This is a genomic window from Fusibacter sp. JL298sf-3, assembly GCF_053842995.1.
In genome coordinates, this window is record NZ_CM132608.1 from 65,061 (window position 1) to 91,670 (window position 26,610).

General features: G+C 46.7%; 24 protein-coding genes and 1 other RNA gene. 17 read left to right on the forward strand and 8 right to left on the reverse strand.

All coding sequences use genetic code 11. From position 1 onward, the window contains the following. Positions 1-75: 75 nt before the first annotated feature. From brnQ to ACR6HW_RS00325, 3 genes are all read right to left on the reverse strand, one after another. Complete coding sequence (gene brnQ / locus ACR6HW_RS00315) at positions 76-1,413, reverse strand: branched-chain amino acid transport system II carrier protein (RefSeq protein WP_455729177.1); 1,338 nt, start codon at positions 1,411-1,413, stop codon at positions 76-78. Positions 1,414-1,833: 420 nt separating this feature from the next. Further along, positions 1,834-3,150 (reverse strand): sigma-54-dependent transcriptional regulator, encoded by a 1,317-nt coding sequence (locus ACR6HW_RS00320; RefSeq protein ID WP_455729178.1) that lies wholly within the window; start codon positions 3,148-3,150, stop codon positions 1,834-1,836. Continuing rightward, positions 3,125-5,155, reverse strand: a complete 2,031-nt coding sequence (locus tag ACR6HW_RS00325; RefSeq protein ID WP_455729179.1) for a transporter substrate-binding domain-containing protein — start codon at positions 5,153-5,155, stop codon at positions 3,125-3,127. The genes ACR6HW_RS00320 and ACR6HW_RS00325 overlap by 26 nt, the downstream gene beginning before the upstream one ends. Before the next feature lie 126 nt (positions 5,156-5,281). Here ACR6HW_RS00325 and ACR6HW_RS00330 point away from each other — a divergent pair, with 126 nt between their 5' ends. The 5 genes from ACR6HW_RS00330 (at position 5,282) to rnpB (ending at position 10,087) form a co-directional block, all read left to right on the forward strand. Further along, entirely contained in the window at positions 5,282-7,204 is a 1,923-nt protein-coding gene (locus ACR6HW_RS00330; RefSeq protein ID WP_455729180.1) for a sensor histidine kinase, read from the forward strand. 73 nt (positions 7,205-7,277) lie between these two features. Beyond that, positions 7,278-8,324: an ABC transporter substrate-binding protein gene (locus tag ACR6HW_RS00335; protein WP_455729181.1), complete on the forward strand. Its 1,047-nt coding sequence runs from the start codon at positions 7,278-7,280 to the stop codon at positions 8,322-8,324. Next, the gene (locus ACR6HW_RS00340) at positions 8,284-9,054 is read left to right on the forward strand and encodes an ABC transporter permease (RefSeq protein ID WP_455729182.1); all 771 of its coding nucleotides are present in this window, start codon (positions 8,284-8,286) and stop codon (positions 9,052-9,054) included. Before ACR6HW_RS00335 ends, ACR6HW_RS00340 begins: the two co-directional genes overlap by 41 nt. After that, a complete protein-coding gene (locus ACR6HW_RS00345; protein WP_455729183.1) occupies positions 9,044-9,715 on the forward strand; it encodes an ABC transporter ATP-binding protein in 672 nt (223 codons plus the stop codon). The genes ACR6HW_RS00340 and ACR6HW_RS00345 overlap by 11 nt, the downstream gene beginning before the upstream one ends. Before the next feature lie 36 nt (positions 9,716-9,751). Then, an RNA gene (rnpB, locus tag ACR6HW_RS00350) (RNase P RNA component class A) lies at positions 9,752-10,087 on the forward strand. 61 nt (positions 10,088-10,148) lie between these two features. On the opposite strand, the gene ACR6HW_RS00355 is transcribed toward rnpB, so the two are convergent. After that, a complete protein-coding gene (locus tag ACR6HW_RS00355) occupies positions 10,149-10,325 on the reverse strand; it encodes a TIGR00366 family protein (protein ID WP_455729184.1) in 177 nt (58 codons plus the stop codon). 311 nt (positions 10,326-10,636) lie between these two features. On the opposite strand from ACR6HW_RS00355, the gene ACR6HW_RS00360 reads away from it, so the two are divergent. The 12 genes from ACR6HW_RS00360 to ACR6HW_RS00415 all read left to right on the forward strand — a co-directional run bounded on the left by ACR6HW_RS00360 (position 10,637) and on the right by ACR6HW_RS00415 (position 22,378). After that, a complete protein-coding gene (locus ACR6HW_RS00360) occupies positions 10,637-11,077 on the forward strand; it encodes a low molecular weight protein-tyrosine-phosphatase (RefSeq protein WP_455729185.1) in 441 nt (146 codons plus the stop codon). Continuing rightward, positions 11,074-11,292 carry a DUF1653 domain-containing protein gene (locus tag ACR6HW_RS00365; protein WP_455729186.1) on the forward strand — a complete coding sequence of 73 codons (219 nt, stop codon included), beginning with the start codon at positions 11,074-11,076 and terminating at the stop codon, positions 11,290-11,292. The genes ACR6HW_RS00360 and ACR6HW_RS00365 overlap by 4 nt, the downstream gene beginning before the upstream one ends. Before the next feature lie 54 nt (positions 11,293-11,346). Further along, positions 11,347-13,239, forward strand: coding sequence for a PTS sugar transporter subunit IIA domain-containing protein (locus tag ACR6HW_RS00370; RefSeq protein WP_455729187.1), 1,893 nt, complete (start codon positions 11,347-11,349; stop codon positions 13,237-13,239). A gap of 182 nt (positions 13,240-13,421) precedes the next feature. Further along, on the forward strand, positions 13,422-14,711 hold the full coding sequence (locus ACR6HW_RS00375; RefSeq protein ID WP_455729188.1) for a PTS sugar transporter subunit IIC: 1,290 nt from the start codon (positions 13,422-13,424) through the stop codon (positions 14,709-14,711). Beyond that, on the forward strand, positions 14,708-15,802 hold the full coding sequence (locus tag ACR6HW_RS00380; protein WP_455729189.1) for a DUF871 domain-containing protein: 1,095 nt from the start codon (positions 14,708-14,710) through the stop codon (positions 15,800-15,802). Before ACR6HW_RS00375 ends, ACR6HW_RS00380 begins: the two co-directional genes overlap by 4 nt. A gap of 266 nt (positions 15,803-16,068) precedes the next feature. Then, complete coding sequence (locus ACR6HW_RS00385; protein ID WP_455729190.1) at positions 16,069-16,983, forward strand: N-acetylglucosamine kinase; 915 nt, start codon at positions 16,069-16,071, stop codon at positions 16,981-16,983. A gap of 16 nt (positions 16,984-16,999) precedes the next feature. Beyond that, positions 17,000-18,379 carry a glycoside hydrolase family 1 protein gene (locus tag ACR6HW_RS00390; RefSeq protein WP_455729191.1) on the forward strand — a complete coding sequence of 460 codons (1,380 nt, stop codon included), beginning with the start codon at positions 17,000-17,002 and terminating at the stop codon, positions 18,377-18,379. 130 nt (positions 18,380-18,509) lie between these two features. Further along, complete coding sequence (locus ACR6HW_RS00395) at positions 18,510-19,028, forward strand: RNA polymerase sigma factor (protein WP_455729192.1); 519 nt, start codon at positions 18,510-18,512, stop codon at positions 19,026-19,028. Then, positions 19,015-19,419 (forward strand): hypothetical protein, encoded by a 405-nt coding sequence (locus tag ACR6HW_RS00400; protein ID WP_455729193.1) that lies wholly within the window; start codon positions 19,015-19,017, stop codon positions 19,417-19,419. The genes ACR6HW_RS00395 and ACR6HW_RS00400 overlap by 14 nt, the downstream gene beginning before the upstream one ends. Further along, positions 19,403-20,071 carry a DUF4386 domain-containing protein gene (locus tag ACR6HW_RS00405; protein ID WP_455729194.1) on the forward strand — a complete coding sequence of 223 codons (669 nt, stop codon included), beginning with the start codon at positions 19,403-19,405 and terminating at the stop codon, positions 20,069-20,071. Before ACR6HW_RS00400 ends, ACR6HW_RS00405 begins: the two co-directional genes overlap by 17 nt. A 71-nt stretch (positions 20,072-20,142) precedes the next feature. Beyond that, on the forward strand, positions 20,143-20,712 hold the full coding sequence (locus ACR6HW_RS00410) for a hydrolase (protein ID WP_455729195.1): 570 nt from the start codon (positions 20,143-20,145) through the stop codon (positions 20,710-20,712). A gap of 151 nt (positions 20,713-20,863) precedes the next feature. Further along, positions 20,864-22,378: a histidine kinase N-terminal 7TM domain-containing diguanylate cyclase gene (locus ACR6HW_RS00415; protein ID WP_455729196.1), complete on the forward strand. Its 1,515-nt coding sequence runs from the start codon at positions 20,864-20,866 to the stop codon at positions 22,376-22,378. Positions 22,379-22,472: 94 nt separating this feature from the next. On the opposite strand, the gene ACR6HW_RS00420 is transcribed toward ACR6HW_RS00415, so the two are convergent. From ACR6HW_RS00420 to ACR6HW_RS00435, 4 genes are all read right to left on the reverse strand, one after another. Further along, on the reverse strand, positions 22,473-23,984 hold the full coding sequence (locus ACR6HW_RS00420) for a M3 family metallopeptidase (RefSeq protein ID WP_455729197.1): 1,512 nt from the start codon (positions 23,982-23,984) through the stop codon (positions 22,473-22,475). Between the two features lie 91 nt (positions 23,985-24,075). Then, positions 24,076-24,870 (reverse strand): ABC transporter permease subunit, encoded by a 795-nt coding sequence (locus tag ACR6HW_RS00425; RefSeq protein ID WP_455729198.1) that lies wholly within the window; start codon positions 24,868-24,870, stop codon positions 24,076-24,078. A gap of 14 nt (positions 24,871-24,884) precedes the next feature. Beyond that, positions 24,885-25,688, reverse strand: coding sequence for an ABC transporter permease subunit (locus ACR6HW_RS00430; RefSeq protein ID WP_455729199.1), 804 nt, complete (start codon positions 25,686-25,688; stop codon positions 24,885-24,887). A gap of 11 nt (positions 25,689-25,699) precedes the next feature. Then, on the reverse strand, positions 25,700-26,575 hold the full coding sequence (locus tag ACR6HW_RS00435; RefSeq protein WP_455729200.1) for an ABC transporter ATP-binding protein: 876 nt from the start codon (positions 26,573-26,575) through the stop codon (positions 25,700-25,702). Positions 26,576-26,610: the final 35 nt, after the last annotated feature.

Consider the following 26,610-nt stretch of genomic DNA (forward strand, 5'->3'; position numbering starts at 1 on the left):
AAACTGAATGTTGTTGAATTAAAATTCGGCCTCTTGATTACAAGAGGCCGAATCGATTGGAATAAGGCATGAAGCCTATGATGGTGTGTTTGCCGTTTTGACTTCCATAGAAGTATTGATTTGACTTGCGTATCGACCCCATAGACCAAATGCAAGGGATAAAACCAGTGCCGGCGTAACCCATGCAAATCCGAAACTCGCCATCGGCAAGTGGTCGACAAGGTTGTAGACCGGTTGAAGGGTTGCGTTAATTGCCTCGAAATTGAGTGCTTTAACGGCATCTACTGCACCGATTAGGCCCGCACCTAGAACGGCACCCTTGTACGCCGCTGCGTGTGGCAAAAAGCGGTCGACTAAGTTAAATACAATCAGTACCATGGCGATTGGGTAAACAAGCACCAATAGAGGTACTGCAATTTCGACGATGGTATCGACACCGACGACGCTCATCACAGCACTGAACGCACAGACGAAAATAACGGTTGCCTTGTAGGGAATTTTCCCACCGGATACTTTTTCGAAGAAATTGCCGACAATAGCCGTAAGGCCGATAGAAGTGGTTAAACATGCAGCGGAAACCGCTATAGAGATAACCAACAAGCCGTTGGGACCTAAAATAGATTGTGTAATTTCCAGTATCAACGCCGTTTTTCCAATATCCTGTGCGACATTTGGGCTGATGGTCGCCCCTAAGAACAATAGGCCGCCGTATATCAGCGTCAGAATCGTACCTGACATCAGACCAGCTACTGTGGTCATTTTCATTTGCTTTTTAGGATCGTTATAGCCTTTCTCAATTAAAGCGGCTAAGATAATCCCGCCCATTACAATTGCACCTAATGTGTCCATTGTTTGGTAACCTTCTAAGAATCCGAAAGAAAAAGCGCTTTCGAGTTTGGAAACAATAGGTTGTGCAATTGGGTGGACAATGCCTGAGACAATGACAGTACCAATTACCAGCAATAAAATAGGCGTTAAGACTTTTCCGATTTTGTCTACAATCCCCGAAGGCTTGATAACAAAGAAAAGCGTAACAGAAAAATAGATGACCGATACCAACAGTGGGTTCACAGACCCGAGAGGTGCGACGCCTATTTCGTAGACAGTTGCACCTGTTCTTGGAATCGCCAACAACGGCCCAATGGCCAAAATGACAATCGTACTAAACACCAATGAAAATTTAGGACCGACTTTGTTTGCAAACTCGCTGATGGTGCCACCGGCTTTAGAGACCGCAAGTACTCCGAGCACAGGCAGACATATACCTGTAAAGAAAAAGCCGATTAAGCTGAATAGCCATTTATCCCCGCTGGCTAAACCGATTGCAGGTGGAAAAATCAAATTACCTGCACCAAAGAACATCGCAAACAATGCTGCACCAAGTACAATAGAATCCTTCATTTCTCGCTTCATAAAATACCTCCTCCTCATCGTGCTCTATATAACTGCAAAACACGTGCCAAACTAAAGTGGCAGTGGGAAATAATATTCGCACGTCTATTTTTCGTTAATAATATCACAAGACAAAAGCCCTGTATAGGGCTTTTTTTTGAATAAATTATGATGAAATCGAAACAGTTATTTCGGAAAAGTAAAAAGGTTTAGACAATTCGGAAAAGCTCTAATATCAATGGTTTTGGGTTGTTTTAACACGATAAAAAGCCTTGTCAATAGAAAAAATAGTGCATCTTATTGAAGTGGTTGTAGGATTGTATACATGTATTATCGTTAAAAACATCACAAAATATACAAAAAGTTTATAAGTTTAATCTGTTCTTTACAAATAAAAAGCGCGAAATACATTTCGCACCATTCGGAAATATATTTCGCGCTCTATTTTTTTTCGATCTCAAAAAGTTTGATTTTGTTTTGAAGTTGTCGTCGGGTAATGCCGAGAACTTCGGAAGTTTTGGTGACGTTGTACTGATTTTTTTCAAGGATAGAAGTGATGTACCGCTTTTCCAGAGCGTTTCTAAAGTCTTTGAGCGTTTGGTCGCCGGCATCGGTAGAAAGGGCATCGTTTTTTAAAAAGAGATGTTCCGCGTTGATAATGCCGTCGTCGCTGAAAACAACTAGGCGTTCCATAATGTTTTTGAGCTCCCGTACGTTGCCCTTAAAATCATATGCGGTAAGGTGTTCCCAAACTTCCTCTGTAATGGTATGGACGGGCTTGTGCATTTGTTTTGAAGCGCTGTGCACAAAGTGTTCTGCCAAGGGACGAATATCTTCCTTTCGTTCTCTTAGAGGCGGAATTTCAATTTCCACAGTATTAATGCGATAATAGAAGTCTTCTCTAAACTTGCCACTTTGAACCATCTGCTTTAAAGAGCGATTGGTGGCTGTAATCAGTCTAAAGTCCACGGGAATGTTGGTGTTGCTGCCGAGTTTTTCTATTGAACGCGTTTCTACGACGCGCAGGAGCTTTACTTGGATGGAAAGCGGCAAATCGGCAATTTCATCGAGGAAGAGCGTCCCGCCATCGGCGGCTTCGAATCGGCCGACACGCTCTTCTGTAGCACCGGTATAGGCGCCTTTTTTATGGCCGAAAAGCTCTGATTCGAGAACGCTTTCCGATAGGGCCTGACAGTTGACGGCTACAAACGGCTGTTCTGAACGCTCGCTTTCTTGGTGAATCAATCTGGCAAACACTTCTTTCCCAGAGCCCGATTCACCGATGAGCAGTATGTTGACAGGGGTTTTGGCTGCTTTAACCGCCATATTGATTGCCGCTTGATAGGCTTTGTTGAGGGTTTTAACCATTGGGCTGTAGGGCGAGTTAATGGGACTTTCGATTTTAAGAATGGCCTTGATTTCCTCAATGAGAGACTCTACGGGATTGCCTTTGACGTAGTAAGACGCCGCACCGATTTTCATCGCTTTCACAGCGTTTTCAACAGTGGCATACGCGGTCATTAACAGCACTTTCGTTCCGTAGTGATTGGCTTTAATGGCTTCCAGTAGCGCAATTCCGTCCATTTTTCCCAGCATGAGGTCCGTGAGGACTAGGTCGTAGAGGTTTCTAGAAAGCCGAACCAGCGCTTCTTCGGCGGAATGGGCGATGGTGACGGCGTACCCTTCCAGTTCCAATATTTCTTTTAAGCCCAAAGCGTAGTCTTTTTCATCTTCAACGACGAGGATTTGATGGTTCATGAGAAAGCTCCTTTTGTTCTGTAGTTAATGTCAATTTAAATTGCGTACCTTTTGTACTGGTGGCCTCTACTTTGATATGTCCACCGATTTTTTCTGCTTCATTATAGGCGATGTACAGTCCTAGCCCTGTGCCCTTTCCTTGAGGTTTTGTTGTGAAAAAGGGATCGAAGACAGTGTCTACATGCTCGGGAGCGATACCGCCCCCCGTGTCTTTCACCCTCAAAATAAGTAGGGAGGGCCCTGTTTCAGCAGAGAGGGTCAATGTGCCACCACTTGGCATGGCGTCTTTAGCGTTGTCAATAAGATTGATGAGAATATGTTTTAAAGGCTCCGCAAAAATAGGTCGCTCAAGTGTAGGATCTATGTCTAGGACGACGTCGATGTCGTTGTCCTTAAAACCCTTTTCATTGAGTTTAACGATATTAGATACAAATGCGCTGACGTTTAACGACATTTGCTCGTAGTCTGAAATTCTAGAGAAGTTCAGGAGGTTGTCGATAATTTTGTTGGCGCGCGTCGTGGCATTTTCGATTGTTTCCACAGAGTTCAGCGCTTTTTCGTCTGAGGACATGCGCTTTAACAGGTAAGCGGAGTTTCGTATAATTCCCAGTGGCGTGCGCACCTCGTGTGCGATACCCGCAGAAAGCTGTCCTATGGCCGCCATTTTACTCGACTGTCTCAACTGGCGTTCGGTTAACGTGCGTTCTGTAATGTCTTCGAACATCAACAAAATGCTTTTTCGCCTATCAATATCCGGTTCGAGTGGGTAAGCCTGTACAGTAAACAGCTTGTTGTTGAATTGAATATCGCGTATGCGGATGTCTTGTGTTTCAAAGCAGTTTTTAATTAGGCAATCGGTACATGATGACCCGAGGAGGCCCTCGACTTCATGACAGTGTTTGCCGATGACCTCTTGGCGCTTAAGTCCTATTAAGCCACAAAAAGCGTTGTTGGCTTCTACGACGTGACAGTTTTCGTCGACGAGTAAAAGAAGGTGGTTGGTCAATCCGTTAAAAGTGGTTTCCAGTACGTTGTTTGACTGCCGTAGGGCAAAGGTCTGACGGGAGACTTCTTTTTTCAATTCGATGTTCCACAAATAAAAAAATAGACTGATGGCAACGGCGATGAGAACTGTGTAGAGTACCAACTTGGTGACCGCTTGTGTCCGGTCGCCTTTTGTAATCAACGGTGACCACTTGTTATTGATGCGATTCATCGTTTGGTTGCGCTCGAGGTTGCGGATACTTTTGTTTAAAATGCTGAGTAAGATCTCGTTGCCTTTTTGAACGCCGAGAACGGCTTCACGCTCGTATAGAAAGGCATCGAGCAGTTCAAATCGGTTGGCGAGGTTTTCGTTGACGATAAAATAGTGCATCACGGACTCGTCGCCGAGGACGGCGTCAACTTCGCCTTTGGAGAGGGCTTCGATGGCTTGTTTTAGATCAATGTGTTCCCGAATCTCAACCTCTTTGTAAGTCGCTTTGACATGTTCGATAACGTAGTCGTCTTTTATAGCGGCGATGGTCACGCCTTCGAGGTCGTCGGGCGTCTGAATGCGTTTCTGTGAGCGGTTGACCAATACGGCACCGCGCTGATGGTAGATTGGGATCGTGAAATCAAAGTATTCTGAACGGGCTTTTGAAGGGTGCATATCGCAAAAGTCGATCTGGCCGTTTTTCAACGCTTCCAGCGCCTCATGCCAAATCATCGGTTTTGTTTCAATATTGGTGCCGAGCTCGAGTGACAAAGCATTGAGATAGTCAATGACGATGCCCTCGTATTGGCCGGTGGCGTCGTTGACACTTCTAAGCGGTGGTGCGTTGTAATCGGCACCGTAGGTCAGCGCCCCACGTGTTTTTAAGTAGGCGACTTCCTCGTCGGTTAGCTTTTGGTTGTCAAAATAGTAGCCGTATAGGCCGACACCATATTCTACAGTATAGTAGCTGTTAACTAGCAAGAGAACAATAAGTCCAGCCAGTGCCATCATAATCCCTTTTTTGATCATATAAAGTGCTCCTTCGCATGTGGTCATGCTTATCATATCAAAAAAAGTGTTTAATGCCTACTGATAAAAATGTGGTTGTACTATTAACACAACGGGTATGAAACAGTCAGAGTTTGGAGGTGCGTCATGATAAAAAGAAGGCTGTCCTATAGGATATCTGTTTATATACTGTTGATGTTGGCACTGGTATTTCTCTTCGTCGGTGTTCAAACATATCAGAAGTTAAAAGCGCAAATGCTGGAAAATGCACTGGATGAAACGGCACTTCAGGCTGAAAATGTCTCAATACAAGTGCGCTACATATTTGACAAGGCGTCTCTCTACGCGTATCAAATGGCGCTGAACCCCGACATCGTAGCGTATTTGAGCGATGTGTCCGAACGCTCGGACATTCGGACACACGAGAAGTACGAAGCGGTTTACGCCTACTTGATTCAGATCAAAGAAAGCAGTGAGTTGCATTATCTGGCATGGATTGCCAATGAAAAAGCCAATTTTTATCTCGACAGCAACGGCGTCGTTCCGGAAGAGGGCTACGACATCGCTAGTCGGCCTTGGTATGAAGCGGCCATGACACACGGCGGCGCTGTATTAACCAAACCTTACATCGAATGGTCGTCGAAGCGCCGAGTGATTTCATCCATCTACCCGGTAACAGTAGCCGATGCTGTAAAAGGCTTTACAGTTGTCGACCTCAAACTCGATACATTGCCGCTGATTTTAGAGGGCTCAAAGTCCAACCCGAGAGACTTGAGTTTTCTCGTAAGTCAAGATGGCGACTATCTATACCATCCCGACAATGTCAATGTGCTGACAACACGGATTAATGATCAACAAGACGATTTATCAAAATACCAGCACTTGGTTTTTTCGGATACAGGAAGCCCGGAGAGCATCGTCTACAAAGGCAAGGCGTATTACTTGATGAGTTATGGTATCGATCCTGTCGATTGGCGGTTGGTCACTCTAATCGACAAGAAAGTTCTCCACGATGAAGTGAACCAGATGATGTTGATTATCGTGACGATTATGTTGATGGCGTTTATTACCACTGGTGTTTTTATCGTTTGGCACGTGGATAGGGAAACGGCGCCATACAAGCTGTTGGTGGACTTTGCAGAGCGCATAGAGGCCGGTAATTATAAACAAAATATACCGGAAGATTATTTAAAGCGAGAGGATGAAATGGGCCTAACTTGTCAATCGTTCCAACGTGTTATCGACCGATTTTCAGAAGAGCACGAAGAAATGGAAGACAAACTCAGCGATCAGAGCAAAGAAATCGAGCGCCAGTACGCGCACATCTACGAAACTGAAAAAGCCGTATTGCTCGGGCACATTGTCGCAGGTGTGGCACACGAAATCAACACGCCACTGGGCATCGGCATTACTTTGACGTCGCATCTTGAAGAATCGACGGCAAAAAGTGCGCGTAAGCTGGCCGATGGCACCATGACGAAAAGCGATTTGGAGAAACATTTTTCTGCTTTAGACGAGTCTTTGCCACTTTTGGGGCAGAATTTAACACGTGCGGCTGATCTCGTCAAGAGCTTTAAGAAAGTTGCTGTAGATCAGTTTAGTGAATCTGAACAAACATTTGGTCTCAGGGAGGTGCTCGATAGTGTTATTCTCAGCTTGAGAGCCGAGTATAAGCGTCGGCCGATTCGCTTTGAAATCGATTGTGCCCCAGAGCTCACTGTTGTTAGTGAACCGGGGATCTTTACGCAGATATTTACCAACCTTATTATGAACGCCATCGTTCACGGCCTCGACGAAACGTCGGACGGTGTCGTGCACATTTGCTGCTTCAAAAATGATGAGCGCCTCACTGTCGTCGTGGAAGATAACGGCAAAGGGATTCCGGAAGCCATGTTGCCGCAAATTTTCGACCCGTTCTTTACAACGCGTCGTGAAAAAGGGGGAAGCGGCCTTGGAATGAGCATTGTTTTAAATCTCGTTGAACAAAAGCTTCAAGGGCAAATGCGCATTGAAAGTGAAGTCGGCGCCTACACGCGTTTTGTTATCGAAGTGCCGGTTACACCAAATTGACACTTGTTTAACAACATGGTATTATGAGAATGATTTTCACAAAATACTATTTTGATCTACAGGAGGCAACGATATGATAGCAAAACGTTTGGGCGTACTGGTGCTCGCACTTCTGCTCATCTTCGCATTTACAGCGTGTGCAAAGCAAGAGGTCGAGGACAATCCCGTTGTTGAGAACGACGTAACAGTAGGCGGCGATACTGTCGAGCCGGAAGAGACGGCGGCCACTACTATGCGCATAGGCACTCTCAAGGGACCGACGGGGATGGGAATGGTCGAAATGATGTCTGCTGCAAAAGAGGGCACTGCGCGTCACGATTATCAGTTTGAAGTCGTGGGGGCACCGGATGCGCTCGTCGGAAAAATTGTAAACGGCGAACTCGATATCGCAGCAGTACCGTCTAATATGGCACTTCTTTTGAACAACAAGACAGAAGGCGCGCTGCAACTCGCGGCAGTGAACACACTGGGCGTTCTCTATGTACTGGAGAACGGTGAAAGCATCGATAATTTTAACGCCCTCTCTGGGAAGACGCTTCACGTAAGTGGTAAAGGTGCAACGCCGGATTACATTATTCAGTACCTTTTAAAGGCCAATGGCGTGACAGATGTGACGCTTGACTACGCTTTGGAACATGCGGACCTCGCTGCAGCTATGGCATCAGGTGATGTGACACTGGGCTTGTTGCCGCAGCCTCACGTAACCACTACGTTGATGAAGAACGCCGAGGTGCGCAGCGCACTGGACATTACCGAAGAATGGGCACGTGTGCAAGGGGCGGACAACGTTCTCCCAATGGGCGTTGTGGTCGTGCAAAAGGCCTTTGTCGAAGCACATCCCGAAGCGTTTGAGCAATTTTTGGAAGACTACGAAACATCCGTTGCGTTTGTCAACGAGAATCGAGAGGAAGCAGGGGCTTTAATAGAATCATTTGGCATTCTTCCAGCTGCAAAAGTTGCTGAAAACGCAATTGAGGCGTCGAATATCGTATTTTTAAGAGCGGCGGAAGCGCGACCGGCTTTGGACGCGTTCTATCAAGTGCTCTATGACTTCAATCCTAAAGCTATTGGAGGCAAACTTGCAGAAGAAGGGTTCTATTACAAAGAAAAAGCTGAATAACGGGCATCGATTGGCCATTGCAGCGTTTTGGCTGTCAATGTGGCAGTTGGCGTATCTTCTGGTTGGACGGGACATTTTTGTCCCGTCTCCTTTCATGGTGGGGCAGTCGTTGGGAGAACTCGTGCGGGAGCCGTTGTTTTGGCAATCGGTAGGTTTTTCGATTTTAAGGGTGTTCATCGGCATCGTCCTCTCTACAGCAGCGGGACTTGTTCTAGGCGTTCTAGCCGGTCTTAAAGCGCCTGTATACCATGTGTTGAACCCTTTTGTGACGGCCATTAAAGCCACGCCGGTCATGAGTTTTATCATTGTGGCACTGGTGTGGTTCAAATCGGACAATGTGCCTGTTTTCATTTGTTTTCTCATGTGTTTTCCAATTATTTGGACCAATGTGGTGGCGGGCCTTCAAGAAGTCGATGACAAATTGTTGGAAATGGCATCAATTTATGGTGTCCAAGAGCGCCATGTCTTGCGCTGGATTTACCTGCCTTCGATGTTGCCCTATTTTAAGGCGGGATTGACGACGGCCTTAGGGCTCGGCTGGAAAGTCAGTGTGGCCGCAGAAGTCCTCAGCCATCCGCAGTATGCCATAGGCAGTCAACTTCACAGTGCAAAAGTCTACTTGGACACGCCGGCGCTTTTTGCCTATACAGCAGTAGTTATCGCGCTGAGTTTTGCGTTTGAGAAGGTGTTCAGGTGGGGGATTCAAAGGAGGCCAGTAAATGAGCGTTAATATATCACATGTCTATAAGGCATTTGAGACTCTGAAGGTACTCGATGACTTCTCAATAGCGTTTGCTGAAAAAGGGGTGCACTGTCTCTTTGGACCCTCGGGGTGCGGGAAGACAACTGCGCTAAATGTTCTTTCGGGACTGCTCGAACCGGATGGGGGGACGGTGACGCTTTCTGAGGGGGAGAAGCTCGCTTTTGTCTTTCAAGAAGAGCGCCTTCTGCCTTGGTGCACCGTCTACGATAACGTGGCTTTTGTGCTAAAGGGCCTCTCGCACGACGAGCGACACAGACGTATTACAGAAGCCCTAGAAGTTGTACAACTTGAAAAATTCCAAGGGTACTACCCTCAGTCGCTTAGCGGCGGTATGCGCCAGCGGGTGGCATTGGCGCGCGCCTTTGCCTACGGTGGTACGACACTCGTTATGGACGAACCCTTCAAGGGACTGGACCGAGGCTTGAAACTGCCCTTGATGGAACTGGTTAAGGCGTATGCTGAAACATCAGGTAGGCAAGTTATCTTTATTACACACGATGTTGAAGAGGCGCTATTGATAGCGACGGACATCTACCAACTCGCAGGGCCACCACTTCGTATTGAGGCGCATTATAAACTCGGTGAGGCAGCTGATCGCAAGCGCGCCGCGAAAGCACTAAAAATTTAGGCTTGCATTTTCAGTTGTTTTCGTATAAACTATCTTAGAGTAAGTCAGACGATCGCGTGCTTTGGCACGAGGAAAGTCCGAGCTCCATAGAGCAAGGGTGCTGGGTAATCCCCAGTGGAGGCGACTCCAAGGCAAGTGCAACAGAAATAGACCGCCTCGCAAGAGGTAAGGATGGAAAGGTGAGGTAAGAGCTCACCAGCGCAATGGCGACTTTGCGGCTCTGTAAACCCCATCTGGAGCAAGACCAAGTAGGGCTATAAAAGGGAGCTGCTCGTTCCCGCCCGGAGGTAGGTTGCTGGAGCCCATTGGTAACAATGGGCCTAGATAGATGATCGTCCAATACAGAACTCGGCTTATAGACTTACTCATTTTAACTTGTTATAAACACTCACTGTTGTGGGTGTTTTTTATTTAAACAACACGCGCACGACCTTTAGAAAAGGAGCAAACCGGTTGCTGCAACCCCTCCTGAGAACAACAGAGTGACGACACAATAGCCCATGATATCCTTTGCAGAAAGGCCGGCGATTCCGAGCGCTGCAAATACAAATGGGTCAGGTAAATATTTGCCCATCACATGGACGCACCCATTGGTGAATTTTTTAAACATAAGAAACCTCCTCTGGTGATTAGTGTGTAGAACAGTCGCTATAATTTTACTTTAAATAACCTGTTGAGAACACGGAATAATATGCTGACTTTGGATGTGTTCAATAGGTAAAAGAGATGCTGTTCTAGAGTGGAAAAGGGCGAAGCAAAGGTGTACATAGACTAAATCCTTTTTGTTTATGCGAAAGTTTGATAGTATATGAGAAGGCATACGGTAGACATTGTCTTCCAATAGGTATGTGTGCGTTCATTGCGAAGCGGTGTTTAAGAGAGCGCACGAAACCAAGCAAGATAAAAAAAGGAGAACAAATTATGATAAAAGTTATGTTTGTTTGTCACGGCAATATCTGCAGAAGTCCTATGGCGGCTTTTGTGCTGGAAGATATGACGCGTGGGCAAGCTTTTGAAATTGCTTCGTCTGCAACCAGTCGTGAGGAAATCGGTAGACCGGTACATCCAGGGACGCAAAAAAAGTTGGCAGAGATCGGCATAGTCTGTGATGGCAAGAGGGCAGTACAGTTTGCGTCTTCGGATTACGCGTATTACGACTACATTCTCTGTATGGATGATGAAAACGTTCGCAATCTCCTTAAACTGACAGGTGGTGATCCCGATGGCAAAGTACAGCGTCTGTTGGCGTATACAGAAGTGCCGCGAGATATAGCGGATCCTTGGTATACAGGTGACTTTGAAACGACGTATCGCGATATCGTCGAAGGGTGCAAAGCTTTTCTCGAGGCGGTGACTGTATGAATGAAGTCGTCATTGGAGGCATCTACAGACATTTTAAAGATGGCCTTTACAAAGTGCTCAATACGGGACGCTGTAGTGAGACAGAGGCAGAGATGGTTATCTACATGAAGTTGTATGGCGATTACAGTGTCTGGGTACGGCCGTTAGACATGTTTGTCGGAACAAGAGCAGTCGATGGGGTTGATGTAAAACGATTTGAACATGTAACACCATAACCGCTGCGGGTCGTGGTATAATAGAAGCAATAAACTGAACCAATGGAGGCGCCTGTGAAAAAAATCGACCAAGTCTACCGCACATTGTGTGAAATTGAAAATGAAAAAAATGCAGGTGTAACTGCGTTGGAAATATGCGCTTTTTTAAAAGACGATCGCTCAAATGTCAGTCGCCTATTGAACCAACTCTATAAAAAGCAGGCGGTAACCAAGTATGGCAGTCGCCCGGTTTACTACAATTCAACTGCCTTCTACGCCATGCAACAGAACGATCTCGCCGATTTTATGTCCTTCGACGAACTCTTTGGCAGCGACGGCTCGTTGAAAGAAGCGATACAAAAGGCAAAAGTGGCTCTTAAATACCCGCCATATGGGCTACACACACTGCTCCTTGGCAGAAGGGGGACGGGCAAAATAAAGTTTGCCGAAGCCATGTATCATTTTTTGAGAGCACAGGGAATTTTCGATGGGGATTCTCGATTTCAAGTAATCGACTGTTCAGAGTATAGAGACCGTATCGATGCCCTTTTAAATGAGTTGAAGCCAACCTATCAGGTTCAGACGCGCGTGGTGAGGAAACAAGATCGATTGATTTATCTAAAAGAAGTAGAAGAACTGGAAGACGCCGAACAGAGCACAGTACTCAACGCCATATCGGACAAGGCGATTTTGGCTTCGAATCAAGTGCGAACACTGGTGGTTCTCGGGGTATACGCACTGGATACTTCCCCGTATCTAAGGCACTTTCCCCATGCCATTGAGTTGCCGAAACTCGCCGATTGGTCGATGCTCGAGCGGTACAGACTTGTGGAAACCATTCTACAAAGAGAAGCGACGCGATTAAAGCAAGCCCTTTACATCGAAAAAAAGGCAATGGCCTGTTTTCTGCTCTATGAACCTGAGGGCAACGCGACCCAGATGGAGACCGATTTGCAGTGGACGGTGGCAAAAGCTTATCTCAACGGGGTGAAAGAGGGGCTCGACTACGTTCTCGTACGCTTTAGCGATCTTGCGAAACACCTTGCCATAGGCATTTTTAACGAAGAAGTATATAAAAACACCCTCGATGCCGTTTTGGCGGCAAAGTCTCCGATTATTACCATTGGTGTAGGTGCCGGCAGCGTTGCTTTTGAAAACCATTTTCTCGAGCAAGTTTTTGAAGCTGAGGTGTCGGGCGGTAGTGACAATGCCTCAGTAAACGCGGCACTTTTAGAGGCGCTGGAAGAGACCTTGCAAGTGTATGGCGCAACACCGGTTCGCGACGACAGTTCAATGACGGAAGTGCTGCAAAGCGTATTGGAGGCGGTGTCCGATTCCGGCGAGTTTGCGAAGTGGTGCCAGGGAGAGCGTCGAAATCGATTTGTTGAGACGCTGAAACAATTGCTTTATAGACGTCGCAAGGGCATCGACATCGTATACCCCAAAACAGCTTATGTTCTGCTCAATCTCACTGAAGCCGTGTCGAGGGCACAAGCGCTAGGACGGCTATTAAATACTGTAGCAGATTGGACATTAAGTGACGATGAGTTAGCGCTCTTAGCAGTCCTTTTTGTATCGGAGCCCAATGAAGTTTTAGAAGCTTCAGAAAAAGTAAATGTACTTATCGTCTGTCATGGTGTTGGAATTGGCACGGGTATGAGTGCCTACGTTAATGCAGCATTTGGAAAGACCATTGCCGTAGGCTTGGACCTCGGGGAAAATGAACCTTTTAAGCGGGCCTATACGCAAATAAAAGAACAGATTACCGTATTGGACGAAGGCATGGGGGTCTTGCTCTTAGTCGACATGGGGCGTTTGACTCAGCTGGGGCCACTCTTAAATGAAGAGACGCGTTGTCGTGTTGAAACCGTTTCAAAAGTCAGTTTGCCCATGGCGTTAAAGGCGGGGCAAATGGCCTTGGAAGGGTATAAACTACAGACAGTTGCAGAAGCGTGTAAAAGTGTATAGAAATTCTAAATTAAAAATTGACAAAATAGTCTAAAAGAAATTCAGCGCATAAATTGCGCTTTTTTCTTTACTTTTTGAGTGTAACCGTGTATTATTGAAATGAAAGTGCTTGTAAGTACTGTTGAACCGTGTAACAATTCGCGATTTTGAACACAGAAAAATAAGAAGAGTGGAGGTCGTATATGAAGGGGTTTATCGCTTGGATGGAGAAGTATTTTGTGCCGATTGCTGCAAAAGTCGGGTCTCAAAAGCATCTCGTCGCCATCAGAGACGGTTTTGTCGTGATTATGCCGTTGATTATTCTGGGGTCGTTTGGGGTTTTAATCAATTACATGCAGTTTTCATCAGATGTGGCTACGTGTCCGTATCAAAATTTTATGGCGCGTACATTTGGTGAAAATTGGCAAATGTTTGGGACGCTTTTATCGACGGCGACCTTTGGGATGTTGTCGCTGATTGTCACCGCTTCAGTAGCGTACAATTACGGCAAACGCTATGACAACGGCATTGCCTCGGCTGTGGTGGCCATTGTGTCGCTTTTCGCCGTGACCAATGTCGTCGACGGCGGGTTGCCGCTATCGTGGATGGGTGCCCGTGGACTTTTTGTCGCTATTTTCGTATCGCTTGTGTCGTCGGAAGTGTTTAATCGATTAATGGGGAACAAGCGACTGCTTATTAAAATGCCCGAAGGGGTACCGCCGGCAGTGGCCAAATCGTTTGCATCGCTTTTGCCGTCGTTTATAGTGGTTATTCTGTTTGCACTTTTAAAAGTCATCACAGTGAAGTTTGGCATTTCCGATATTCATCAGTTGATCTACGACGGGATTCAAGGACCGCTTAGCGGTTTGAGCAACACTGTTGGAGCGGCTGCATTTCTCGTCTTTTTGAACTCGTTGCTCTGGTCTTTCGGATTACATGGTGCGAATATTTTGTCACCGGTAATGGGCAGCTTATTTTTACCGGCATCTGAAGCCAATCTCGCCGCTTATCAGGCGGGGGTTACTGCACCGAATGTGGTGACGCTACAGTTCTTTGAAACTTTTGTCTACATCGGCGGTGCCGGCGCGACATTTTGTTTGGTGTTGGCGCTTCTCGCTTTCGCTAAAAAACCGGAACACAAATACATCGGCAAGTTGGCCGCTGCGCCGGGGGTGTTTAACATCAACGAACCGGTGATGTTTGGCCTGCCCATCGTGTTAAACCCCGTATTTATCATACCATTTATTGTAACGCCAATTGTCTTGACGTTTACCACGTATTTTGCCATTGCCAGTGGTCTAGTACCTAAGACCATTGCCATCGTGCCGTGGACCATGCCGCCTATTTTTTCAGGGTACTTGGCCACAGCTTCCATTAGGGGGGCGTTGCTTCAAGTGGTCAACATCGCCATAGGCGTCGTTATCTACTTGCCGTTTATTAAAATCGCGCAGCTGCAAGCGCTTCAAAAGAAGGTTGAAGGTGGGGCATCATGAGAAAGTTAGGGCTTTCCATATACCCTGAACACAGTGCTGAAGCCGATATTATAACTTATCTTGAACGCGGCGCCGCCTACGGCTTCAGTAAGTTGTTTACGTGTTTGCTCTCAGTGGCGGATCGGCAATCGGCGTTGGCTAAGTACAAGCGCATTTTTGAAAAAGCACGTACTTTGGGATACGAGATTATTGTAGACGTCAACCCCGCAGTTTTTAAAGCGCTGGGTGCCTCGTACGAAGACCTCGGTGTGTTTCATGCACTTGGCGTTCACGGTCTTCGCATAGACGAGGGCTTTGGCGGAAAAGAAGAGAGCGACATGACCTACAACCCCTACGGCCTTAAAATTGAACTCAATATGAGCTGGGGGACGCGGGTGTTGGAGCAGATTCTCTGTCATCAGCCGAACAGCGCTCAACTGGTAGGATGCCACAACTTTTACCCACACGAAGGCACCGGCCTAGGCGAAGCCTTTTTCAAAACTTGTTGCGAGCAATTTAAAACACATGGTTTGCGAACAGCCGCATTTGTAAACGCGCCATCGGCAACATTGGGGCCTTGGCCGTTGTCAGAGGGGCTGTGCACGCTAGAAGATCATAGGTTTCTGCCGATTGATGTACAGGCCAAAGCGTTGTTTCAGACACAGCTCATCGACGAAGTCATCGTGGCCAATTGTTTTGCCAGCGACGCCGAACTCAAAGCCCTTGGAGACATCGAACGCAACAGACCGGAACTCAGGGTGCAGTTAGAAAAAGAGCTGCCGGAGGGGCTGCGTGCAGTGGCGCTCTTCGACGGACATTTTAGGCGCGGCGATTTGTCCGATCGAGTGGTGCGCGCCACAGCGTCTCGCACGTTGGCGGAACAGTACGCGCTACCCCTTTTTAACGCTTGTGAAATCACTGTTGGAGACGTGTTGGTAGACAGCGACGCCTACGGTCGCTATGCAGGCGAACTGCATATTGCCTTGAAAGATCGGCCGAACAATGGTAAAATCAGTGTCATCGGCAAAGTTGTTTCTGAAGATTTGCCTTTGGCTGCTACGATTAGACCTTGGCAGAAATTTGTATTAAAATCAATTGACGATTCTGAATAGGGTAACCCTATTGAGATAGAGGGGGCGCAAGCGTCCCTTTGACCCCTTGAATAGAGAAAAAGTGTGTTCTCCCAACGGATTTGCGGTTTATCTGCGCGCGTCGGCGCAAAGGACTTTAGCGTCAAAGTCACCGCCCGTTGGGGTGAAGACGACATCACAGTTAAGCAAAAGCGCATTCAAATGAACGCGCTTTTTCTCTTATATAAACCTAAGAAGTGATAGGGACACTGTGCTATAATAATAGAAAATCAATGAAGAGGTGGAAGATGTACTATGTGGGAATAGAAGGTGGCTTACACAAATCAGTTGCCTATTTGAGCCAAGACATCAGCAAAGTAATGCATTCCATAGAAGTTGGCCCTATGAACTACCATGTTTACGGCGTAGAAGCAACGCAACGCGAAATTGAGAAGGCCCTTCAAGTGCTTATGCTTGAAGCGGACATAGAACTAGAAGCTGTCGGCGGCATTTGTTTTGGCGGCGGCGGTGTGCACGCAGGTGCCGATCGGGTCATGTTTAAAGAAATCTTTAGGCGGCTCGGTTTCACGGGGCATTTGTACGTTTGTAACGATGCAGTGGTGCGCTTGGCATCTAGTGGCGCGTTGAAAAATAGAGCCATACTCTTGGCGGGTACAGGGTCTATTTTATACGGTTACGATGTCGACGGACAGTGTCATACCGTGGGGGGTTGGGGCATTGCCATAGGCGACCCGGGGAGTGGATACGAGATTGCCAAGAAGGGCATCGTCGCCGCCATTAATGCCGCTGAAATGAGAGGCCCTGAAACGGTTTTAAAAGCTTGGTTTTACAACCGTGTGAACGCAAGATCTATTGAAGAATTGGTCAATTATTTTACCAACTACACACTGGGACGGACCATGATATCGGCGCTGACGCCATTGGTGTTTCGTGCGGCTCGAGAAGGCGATGCCGTTGCAAAGCACATCGTAGACGAAGCAGAGGGCGAATTGCTTAAATCGATACAGGCGCTGGCCCGGAAAATGAACAGCACCTCGTTCGAGTTGGTGCTGAACGGCAGCATCTTTGTCAACAACGACGCTTTTGTCAGCGCGCTGCAAGAGAGCGTGCGCCGATGGAATCCCGATGTGAAGGTGTCGTTTCAAATGCTGAACGGCGCACTAGGGGCTCTAAAGTTGGCGCGTCCAAAAGACGTCAAATGACGAAAGGCGGTGTGAGATGAAACAATTTCCAAAGGACTTTTTATGGGGGGCGGCGGCATCGGCGCCGCAGTATGAAGGTGCCGATTTAAAAGGACAACCGGTGCATACCGTTTGGGACATGTGGCATGCGCAAGAGCCCGAACGTTTTTTCGGCGGTGTTGGCCCGAAAGCTGGAGCGGATTTTAATAGGCGTTTTAGAGAAGATATTGAGACAATGCAGGCGACGGGGTTCAACTCCTTTAGAACGTCTATTTCTTGGGCGCGTCTTATGCCGGATGGTCTAGCAGTCTGTGAAGAAGCCGTTGCTTTTTACCGAGAGGTCTTTCAGACCATGCGTTGTTATGGCATCGAACCGATTGTAGGGTTGTTTCATTTTGACACGCCGAGTTGGCTCTATGCCCGTGGCGGATGGACACATCCGGAGAGTGTGTCCATGTTTGAACGCTATGCGGCCACGTGTTTTCAGCGTTTTGGCGATGTGGTGCACCGATGGGTGACGTTTAACGAGCCTATTGTACCGGTGGAGATGGGGTATTTGAACACTTACCATCTTCCGGGAGTAAAGGATATGCGGCAAGCGGTACAAGCTGCCATCCACACGGCTTTGGCGCATAAAGCGGCTGTCAAAGCATTTCGAACGCTCTCATGTGCCGGTACCATCGGCATTGTTTTGAACTTGACGCCGACATACCCGAGGGTTGCGACACCTGAGGATGTTTACGCGGCAAAAGTCGCCGACGGCTTCTTTAACCGTTTCTTTTTAGATGTTGCGGTAAAAGGACGCGTGCCTGAAATTTGTGTGGAAGTGCTTAGACAAGAAGGCCATCTACCCGAGTGCCCAGAAGACTTGGCGGAGACGTTTGCGGGATTTCCAGTGGATTTTTTAGGCGTCAATTACTACCATCCCCGCCGCGTTGCCGCCGGTGACGGGGTGAGTGATTTTAACCGGGGATTTGCTAAATACTTTACGCCTTACCAATGGCCGGAGGCCGTTATCAACCCCTATAGAGGATGGGAAATCTATCCGAAAGGGCTTTACGATATTGCCATTGATATAAGAGATCACTATGGCAACATCCCGTGGTATGTATCTGAGAACGGCATGGGGGTTGAAGATGAAGCGCGCTTCAAATCAGGAGAGGGTGTGGTCGATACGTATCGAATCGACTTTTACAAAGCACATCTCGACCAACTTTACAACGCGATAGAAGCAGGGGCTAATTGCTTTGGCTACCACGTCTGGACTTTTGTCGACAACTGGTCGTGGCTCAACGCTTATAAAAATCGCTATGGGCTCTATGAAAAAGATTTGCAGACTTTTGAGCGCCACCCTAAGTGCAGTGCACGTTGGTTTAAGACTTTGGCGGAGAGCGGTTGTCTCGAAGACGGCGATTAAATGAGGTTTTAGAACACTTGGCTACATTTTTGTATTCAAGTGTTTTTTTATGCAATATTTTAGCGCGTCAATCGTCTATAGAGCATAAAAGCGCGCGCATTCGGTATAACTATAGGGAGGGGGGATGTCGATGACGAAAGAAAGGCTCGGGGAGTTCTTAGAAAAAAACTACAGATTTTTTCAACGCTATCTCATCGAGCGTTTTCATACACTGAGCACATACGATGCCGAAGACATCGTTCAGCAGACTATAGTGAAGTTGCTCTATAAGGATGCAGACACGCTGAGCATTCGGCATTTGTCGGCTTATATGAACACCGCTTTACACAACGGCGCTGTAGATCACTTTAAAAAGAACAGTCGCTTGGTATACGGTTTAGATGACAAAGAGGTACAGCAATTGACACCTGAGGACGATGTGTTGCGCTTAGAAAGACAACAGTTGCTTTTCAAAGCGCTAGCAGCTCTAGATGAAAAATCGCGGTACATCCTCGTTGAAACAGAATTTAAGGGGCGCAGCTACGAAGCCTTGATGGCGGAAACCGGTGAAAAACTGGGGACATTGCTTTCACGTAAGAGCAGAGCCAAGAAAAAGTTGTATGATCTATTGGAAGTGTACATGGAGGAGGGGACATATGAAAAGAAATAAACGGAGCGTTTTTCAAGCGCATTTAATTGTAAAAGTCGTCGGTATGCTCATGCTGGGTGCATTTGTCGTAGGCGCCTTCGGTTTTGTGGTCTATATGTTATGGAACGCCTTGATACCGGAAATTTTTGGACTGAAAACCATCGGCTACGGACAAAGTGTCGGGATTCTCATTCTCGCCAGAATTTTATTTGGTGGGATAGGGAGCGATTCCAGCAGCGGCAATCGTAAGTCTCGAAGTTCAAAGGCGGCTACTGCGGAGGTGTGTGACCCTAGTGAAAAGCTCTACGACAGGTGGTGGGATAAAGAAGGCGCATCGGCTTTTGAAGCCTTTTTAAAAAGCAGTCAACAGAGGCCTGAAGAGGAAGGCGCCCGGTATGAAAGAGAATCGTAAAGTCGGTACCCTCTATGGCCTATTGCTGCTGAGTGCCATTGTTTTCGGCATATTTTCATCAGTGCCTGCGCTGGAAAAACCCAACTATTTATCTGTTTTGCCTCGAAAAAAGCCACAGGTCTTTTTTGCAGTGGTTTGTCAATTTGCCATGGCGACAGTTTACGTCGCAAAAGCCGCTGTGCTCCATCCGATGATAAAGCGTTACAACAAGACGCTTGCCACAGGTATCCTCCTGCTTAGAGGCATCGCGGCCACTGTTTTGTACCTCGGTTCCATAGCACTTTTGATGTTGCTGTTTGTCAGCGAACAAGCACTTGAGCCGAATGTGCGTTTCGTCGGGGAACTCATTAGAAGAGGACGGGACTGGACCAACCACGTTGCGATGATATTGCCGTGGAGTATAAGTGCCGTGTTGCTGTACAGCTACTTCTTAAAAGCCAAGCGCATCGCCGGTGGTTTAGCTGTATGGGGCATCTTTGGAAATGTGCTGACTTTTGTATCGACTTGGCTTTTGACTTTTGGAGCGATCAACATCGTTTCGCCCACTTATTTTATCCTCAATATGCCCACGGCTTTTTTTGAGCTGACACTGGCGATTGTGCTTATTTCAAAAGGGTTTAGAGAAAAAAATCCAGAGGATAATCTCATATAATCGTCGACAAGCTTTCCGTTTAAGCATATAATTAAAGGACAGGTGTAACCGCGAGTTGAAAGGAGAGCGAGATGGCTTATATACCCAATTACAGTCAGGCCTTAGAGTTGTTGAAAACATATAACAAAGAACCTTTTCATATTTTACACGGCGAAGTCGTGGCAGGGGTGATGCGGTATTTTTCGGAAAAGCACGATCCCAAAAACGTCGAATTCTGGGAAGTCGTCGGCTTGCTTCACGATTTGGACTTTGAACTCTATCCGGAGGAACACTGTGTGAAACAAGTAGCGCTTATGCGCGAACACGACATCGACACCTCTGTCATACAGTCGACAATCAGCCATGGCTACGGTATGACCGGTTCAGAGGTCAAACCTGAAAAGATGATGGAGAAAATCTTGTTTGCTGTAGATGAACTCACGGGAATTATAGGAGCGGCGGCTCTTATGCGCCCTTCGAAGAGCGTTTCGGATATGACGGTGAAATCTGTAAAGAAGAAATTCAAAGACAAATCCTTTGCTGCAGGCTGTTCTCGTGACGTCATCATCAAAGGGGCGGAAGCACTTGATTGGGATATGGAGCGTTTGATGTCTGAGACGCTCGACGCGATGAAATCACTGTCAGACAAGTTGGCGATATAGGCGTTTCGCAGTGTTATGCGATGATTTTATCAACAGCACAAACTGTTGAGCAACATGAAAATCGGTAGGAAATACATTTTGAAGGTCTGCCATAGTGCGACCTTTTTTTCTAAGTGTAAAAAGTTTATGCGCATTAATTTTGGAGGCTTGCATGCTGTTAAATGGGATTACCCTGTACTTTTTTGCAGGGATTGTCGTCACCTTGTATTTGCTTATGTACTTAATCGCCAACGGCAAATCGATTTATTCAAATCTAATGGCTGCTCTCGCTTGCTTTATCAGTATTTATACATTTGGTTATATGATGGAGCTCCACAGCAGAACGATTGAAGATGTTATGTTTTGGAGCCGATTTGAATATCTGGCGCTGCCGTTTCTCAACGCTACATGGTTGATGCTGGCACTTGTTTATGCCGGCGTATTTGAAAAAGTGACACTAAAGACCGCCCTGTGGCTATACGCAGTGCCGGTGGTGACCTTCTTTATGAGAATGACCAATCCGGTACATCACTTGTATTACAAATCGTATGAGTTGGTAGAACGCTTTGGCCTCACGGTGCTCAAAACTGAGAAAGGCCCTTGGTATTTGGTTCAGTCGGGCTATATTTTGTTGACGACATTTGCAATTGTCGCCGTTTTCTACCGCGTGTACTACAAGAGCACGCCGGGGCATCGAAAGATGTTCCGACATCTGTTGGTAGCTAGTGTTTTACCTGTAATGGGGCTAGTTCTTCAAATCTGGAATCCCTATGGCTTGTCACTGGATTACAGCGTCTTTATTTTACCGTGGGTGGTGGCTGCGATTGCATTTGCCGTTATTAAAAACAATTTCTTAGAGATGCGTTCACTGGCGCGTGCTGAAATCTTTGAAAACAGTCCCAATGCTGTACTTGTTGAAAATAGAAACGGGCGTCTTGTCGATTACAATCTCAAAGCGGTGGCTTTTTTTAAGCTGCATGGTATTGAGTTGGCTCAGGCGCCGTTGGCAGTTCTATGTGAAGATTGCCTCGAGCTCTATCAACAGCTGAAATCTGAACAAAGCATTGTACTTTATAACCTAAAGGGGACAAATCGATACTGGGATATAAGTAAACGCTCTATTCGAGATCAGAACGACTTGTGCATTGGACGCATTTTATTAATCGACGATGTAAGCGATAAAATCAAAGTGCAAAAGAAGCTGGAGTATCAGTCAGAAACAGATGTCTTAACGGATTTGAATAACCGACGTGCCTTTATGACAAAAGGCAGTGCACAGTTGAATGCGAGGGGAGCCGGAGCGCTTATGATGCTGGATATCGACTTTTTTAAGCGGATTAACGACACCTATGGGCACCTTGAAGGGGATGCGGTTCTCAAAAAGTTGGGACAAATGCTGCGGACCTTTTATAGAGACGGACATATCGTAGGTCGATTTGGCGGAGAGGAATTTGTGGTCTTGTCGACGGGGGTTAGCAAAGCAGAGGCGGTAAAGATGGCTACCGAGTTTAAAACGTCTGTCGAACGTACGGCTTTTTTGCCAGCGGTGCCTGACGACGCCATGACGGTGAGCATCGGTGTCGCTGTTTATGAAACGGACGATACGCTTGAAATGCTCATCCAAAAAGCCGATGAGGCACTCTATGCGGCAAAGGAAACGGGGCGCAACAGGGTCGTCTCTCGTTAAACTGAACATAGATAAAGGCGCCAAAGCCGTTGAACTTTGGCGCCTTTTTTCATTTAATTAACAAGCCTTTCCCTGTAAGATATGAGGTCAAGTCTTATTTCATTAGATATTTTAAAGTGAACGGTTTGCCGCTAATGGCTTCAAACAGTTCGGGGTATGGACGTCGACCGGAAGGTTTAATGACGTTTTCATAGAGAAAGTCACCAAAGGCCTTAGGGTCTTTTTTTAGTGCGTCTTCGCCATGCTGCTCGGCAAAAACTTCTTTGAGCATGGCACAAGTCACGTCTCCCATAAAGTAGTTGTGTAAGTAGATGGGGTGGGTTGTGTGGTGAATGAGAAACGCCCATGGTGGGTTCTCACAGAAAGGTGCTTCGCCAAAGAGGTCTTTATAGAGTGACCAGTAGAGCGCTTCAATGTCGTCGTGCGACTGAAGATCGTTTAAATAGAGCTGTTGGTCGAAGAAAATCCGATGTATAGCTCTAAAACTATTTATTTTTTGCCATTCTTTGAGGTCTTTAAACGCGGCCTCTACATCGGAAGCTTCAAAGAAATCCGAGTAAAAGAGAGGATCGGTTAAAAAACCGCCGAAAAGATTGGCAATACCTTCTGAGATGATGCCACTTATGCCTAGGTTGAGCAGTATTTCTTCAGGATTGGACATAAAGGAGTGAACGGCGTGCCCCGTTTCGTGCAATAGAACGCCGTACTCGTTGTAGCGGTCTTTAACATTGGCGAGAATACGAGAGTCTTTACCGGTCTCAATGGTAAAATTATACCCCCATTCCGATTTATTGGCTCTGGAAAAGACATCGTAAGTAATGTTCATTGTGCTGATGTCGATGCCGAATTTTTCAAAGAAATTTTTGAGAACTGAGTAATAGGCGGTCATGTCTACTTTTTCTTTTAGAGGTGGGGCCAGTTTCGAAGTGATGTAGCTCTCGTCCCAAGGCATAACAGTGTCGTCGTCTAGGTACTTTTTAGCGTATGCTGTGCGCAGTGCTTTCATTTGCGGTCGCATTGCGGCGACATCGTCTTTCCAAGAGGCAAAAAGAGACGGCTCGAGTTCGTCTTCTTCCAGTTGCAGTGCAACGAAGCTTTCTTTTCCCATGCGTTTCGCCAAGTCTTTGCGAAGGGCGATGAGCTCTAAAAAACCCGCATCTACTAGGGCTTGATTGACTTGATTTTTCGCCATATACGCTGCTTTTCGTCGCTCTCTGTCGTCGTCTTTTGCAAGGATTTGCGCCAAATCAACACTGGAAATTGGCTGGCCTTCAAATTGTACGCGGTGGGTGTTGAGAACCATTGAGAGCTCGTTGGTTTTCTGTGTAATCTTCTGTTTTAAAGCGTTGATGTCGTCGCTGAGATGAAACGGCTCAAATGCCTTGTAAAGCAACTCTACGCGCCGTTTGTCTTCAGGGGATAGCGGTGCCTTAAGTTGGGCTTTGACGGTTTCAAAATACGATTTGTTTTCGATGACTTCTAGCATGGCTTTGTAAGCGTCTTCGATTCCGAGGTCGAAACCAACGGTGTACTGTACCCACGAGAGCTTGCTGTAGTGGGTTTGTCTTTCGGTAAGTTCTCGGGCTATTTTAAAGATTTGTTCCATATGAGGACCTCCTTTTTAATTCGTGTGTCTAATTATATCATACGAAAAATCGTCTGACTATATGTTTTTGCAAGAGTCAGACGATTCAGGATTACAGCATTAGATCGCGTTTTGGGTAGATGAAAAATGTTCCGGCAGCGGCGACGAGCGTTACGGCTATGGAGATGCCGAGGTACATGGAATCCAGCGACATGTTGCGGAGAATGTCGGCAGACTCGAAGTACTTAAACGGCGTTACATATTTTAGCACATCCAGTTTATCGCTGATGTTGACCACCATGCTGATAAAGTAGGTGCCGAGCACAATAGCCACTGAAACCATGCCCGATTTTTTATAGCGTTTAAGCGCCGCAGCTACGAAGAAACCAATGGAGAGAAAGAGCACTTCTATGAGGAAGAGCGCCAATGCCGTGAGCCCCATAAAGTCAAAAAAGGTGGCGTCAGGTGAATAGCGCAGTGACGCAATTATCAGCGTCCCCATTGTCACGGCTAGAAAAATCAAACAGTGCAACAGCCCTGCAACAGTTTTTCCGGCGAGTATGGTCTCACGCGATATGGGCAACGTCATAAAGAACTCCGCTGTCTTATCGCGTTCTTCCTTAGACAACAGGCTGCTGCCGAGCATAATGGCAAAAGCCCCCGCCAGAATGTAGAAATAAAGACTGGCTATGCTGACAAAGCCTTCGAGTGTCGTCAGGTTAGAGCCGTTGAGTGCAAAGGCATCCATAAGGGCTTGCGGCATCATCTCCAGGATATCCGCCATCTCCGGGTTGTTGTAGTAGGCGGAGAATTCCGACATCATCATGACGATAATCAGCACGATAACACCGCACCAAATTAAGGTGCCTTTAAGGTGTGCTTTGAGCTCTCTTATTACAATTCGCATAATTGACCACCTTTCTACAATGAGGGAATGTCTTTTTTCGTATAGCGCTCCATGGCGACGAAAAAGCTGAGGACAATGGCGAGGACGCTGATAAACGTCAAACTGAAATCCAATTTCCCCGCAGTGAGCACCGTTGCGCCGTCAAAGTGGTAGTAGGGCGTTAGGTAGCCGAGCAAATCGCCGCCGATAATGGCGCGCAATGCGTTGAGAATATACAGGCCGAAACTGAAAGCCATTGAATACGCTATAACACTTCGAACGCGCTTGACGAGCATGGAAATGGCCAGTGGCACGACGAAGAAAAACATTTGAAAAATAGCAGTACCCCCAAGTAGTATGGCGATTTTTTGAGCATCGTAGCTGTTGCCGTCGTTGAACAACTCCAGTGACAGAAAGGTAATGCCCCAAAAGGCGATATGGGTGATGAACAAACTCGTCAACCCGGCAAAGAGCTTTGATAAAAGCAAATGACTTCGACTGACGGGCTTGGACATTAGAAAGTCGGCGGTAAACTCGCGTTCTTCAATAGACAAGATGCCAAACCCGTAGTTGGATGCCTGAATGGCGAGACAAAGCTGCAAAAAGGTAAAGACAAATGCGTAATAACCGAGAACAGAGGAAAGGGGGAGTCCCGTACTCATACCAAATGCTTTTAGAAGTGCCTCGGGATAGTTTTCCAAAAGTTTATCGACGGCTTCGGTTTCATTGCTGAAAGAGGGGTAGAGTGCCATAAACAGGAGCGTGAGTAGCAACAAGACGACACACCAAATGGCAATGGACGTGCGCTTCATTTTAAGTTCTTGCTTAAATACAGTCATAGCGGTCCCCCTTACGCGTAGTAGTGCATAAAGATTTCTTCCAGTGTCGGGTCTTCAATGAGCACATCTTCTACTTTTGCTCTGCTTATCATGTGCATTAGGGCATTCATATCCCCGTTGTAATAGAATTTAATTTTCCCGTCTTCTTCAATTTTCTGAGTGACAGTGTCTTTTTCTAGCTGATTCCACTCAAAACCCGCACCAGTGAGCCTTACTTTTTTATAGTTGTTCTCACGAAGTGTTTTGATATCGTCCGTTCGAATGATTTCCCCCTCTTTGATGATGGCGACGCGGTTGCAGAGTTCCTGAACTTCAGAAAGAATATGAGAGGAAAAGAAAATGGTGGCGCCTTTTTTATTTTCCTGCTGGATAATATCGAAGAATTTTTTTTGCATCAAGGGGTCGAGACCGCTTGTGGGTTCATCGAGTACGATGAGTTTCGGTTCGTGTAAGAGCCCTTGTACGATCCCCACTTTTTTCTTGTTGCCGTAGGAAAGGTCTTCTATGCGGCGGTCGAGATCGAGCTCCATGGTGTCGGCCAACTCTCTGAGGCGCGCACGACAGTCTTTTTTATAAAAGCTCGCACTGTAGGTTAGGAGCTCGCGGACTTTCATTTTTTCGTAATAGAAAACTTCCGACGGCAAATACCCAACGTCCTTTCGGACTTCAGGGCCGTACTTTATACAATCTTTGCCGAAAACGTGACAAGAGCCGCTCGTTGGGAAAATGAGTCCCATCATCAAGCGAATTGTCGTGGATTTGCCGGCGCCGTTCGGTCCAATAAACCCGAAAATCTCGCCTTCGTTGACGGCGAGGTTGACGTTTTTAATCCCCCTCGCTTTGCCGTAGTACTTGGTCAAATTGTTAAATTCTAATATTGGTTGCATACGCACCTCCTTATATCACTTTTATTATACCCCAT

What these genes read in the sequence shown, in the direction of transcription:
- brnQ (WP_455729177.1), bottom strand. Translation starts at nt 1,413, where the DNA reads ATGAAGCGAGAAATGAAGGATTCTATTGTACTTGGTGCAGCATTGTTT.
- ACR6HW_RS00320 (WP_455729178.1), bottom strand. Translation starts at nt 3,150, where the DNA reads ATGAACCATCAAATCCTCGTCGTTGAAGATGAAAAAGACTACGCTTTG.
- ACR6HW_RS00325 (WP_455729179.1), bottom strand. Translation starts at nt 5,155, where the DNA reads ATGATCAAAAAAGGGATTATGATGGCACTGGCTGGACTTATTGTTCTC.
- ACR6HW_RS00330 (WP_455729180.1), top strand. Translation starts at nt 5,282, where the DNA reads ATGATAAAAAGAAGGCTGTCCTATAGGATATCTGTTTATATACTGTTG.
- ACR6HW_RS00335 (WP_455729181.1), top strand. Translation starts at nt 7,278, where the DNA reads ATGATAGCAAAACGTTTGGGCGTACTGGTGCTCGCACTTCTGCTCATC.
- ACR6HW_RS00345 (WP_455729183.1), top strand. Translation starts at nt 9,044, where the DNA reads ATGAGCGTTAATATATCACATGTCTATAAGGCATTTGAGACTCTGAAG.
- ACR6HW_RS00355 (WP_455729184.1), bottom strand. Translation starts at nt 10,325, where the DNA reads ATGTTTAAAAAATTCACCAATGGGTGCGTCCATGTGATGGGCAAATAT.
- ACR6HW_RS00360 (WP_455729185.1), top strand. Translation starts at nt 10,637, where the DNA reads ATGATAAAAGTTATGTTTGTTTGTCACGGCAATATCTGCAGAAGTCCT.
- ACR6HW_RS00365 (WP_455729186.1), top strand. Translation starts at nt 11,074, where the DNA reads ATGAATGAAGTCGTCATTGGAGGCATCTACAGACATTTTAAAGATGGC.
- ACR6HW_RS00375 (WP_455729188.1), top strand. Translation starts at nt 13,422, where the DNA reads ATGAAGGGGTTTATCGCTTGGATGGAGAAGTATTTTGTGCCGATTGCT.
- ACR6HW_RS00380 (WP_455729189.1), top strand. Translation starts at nt 14,708, where the DNA reads ATGAGAAAGTTAGGGCTTTCCATATACCCTGAACACAGTGCTGAAGCC.
- ACR6HW_RS00385 (WP_455729190.1), top strand. Translation starts at nt 16,069, where the DNA reads ATGTACTATGTGGGAATAGAAGGTGGCTTACACAAATCAGTTGCCTAT.
- ACR6HW_RS00390 (WP_455729191.1), top strand. Translation starts at nt 17,000, where the DNA reads ATGAAACAATTTCCAAAGGACTTTTTATGGGGGGCGGCGGCATCGGCG.
- ACR6HW_RS00395 (WP_455729192.1), top strand. Translation starts at nt 18,510, where the DNA reads ATGACGAAAGAAAGGCTCGGGGAGTTCTTAGAAAAAAACTACAGATTT.
- ACR6HW_RS00400 (WP_455729193.1), top strand. Translation starts at nt 19,015, where the DNA reads ATGAAAAGAAATAAACGGAGCGTTTTTCAAGCGCATTTAATTGTAAAA.
- ACR6HW_RS00405 (WP_455729194.1), top strand. Translation starts at nt 19,403, where the DNA reads ATGAAAGAGAATCGTAAAGTCGGTACCCTCTATGGCCTATTGCTGCTG.
- ACR6HW_RS00410 (WP_455729195.1), top strand. Translation starts at nt 20,143, where the DNA reads ATGGCTTATATACCCAATTACAGTCAGGCCTTAGAGTTGTTGAAAACA.
- ACR6HW_RS00415 (WP_455729196.1), top strand. Translation starts at nt 20,864, where the DNA reads ATGCTGTTAAATGGGATTACCCTGTACTTTTTTGCAGGGATTGTCGTC.
- ACR6HW_RS00420 (WP_455729197.1), bottom strand. Translation starts at nt 23,984, where the DNA reads ATGGAACAAATCTTTAAAATAGCCCGAGAACTTACCGAAAGACAAACC.
- ACR6HW_RS00425 (WP_455729198.1), bottom strand. Translation starts at nt 24,870, where the DNA reads ATGCGAATTGTAATAAGAGAGCTCAAAGCACACCTTAAAGGCACCTTA.
- ACR6HW_RS00430 (WP_455729199.1), bottom strand. Translation starts at nt 25,688, where the DNA reads ATGACTGTATTTAAGCAAGAACTTAAAATGAAGCGCACGTCCATTGCC.
- ACR6HW_RS00435 (WP_455729200.1), bottom strand. Translation starts at nt 26,575, where the DNA reads ATGCAACCAATATTAGAATTTAACAATTTGACCAAGTACTACGGCAAA.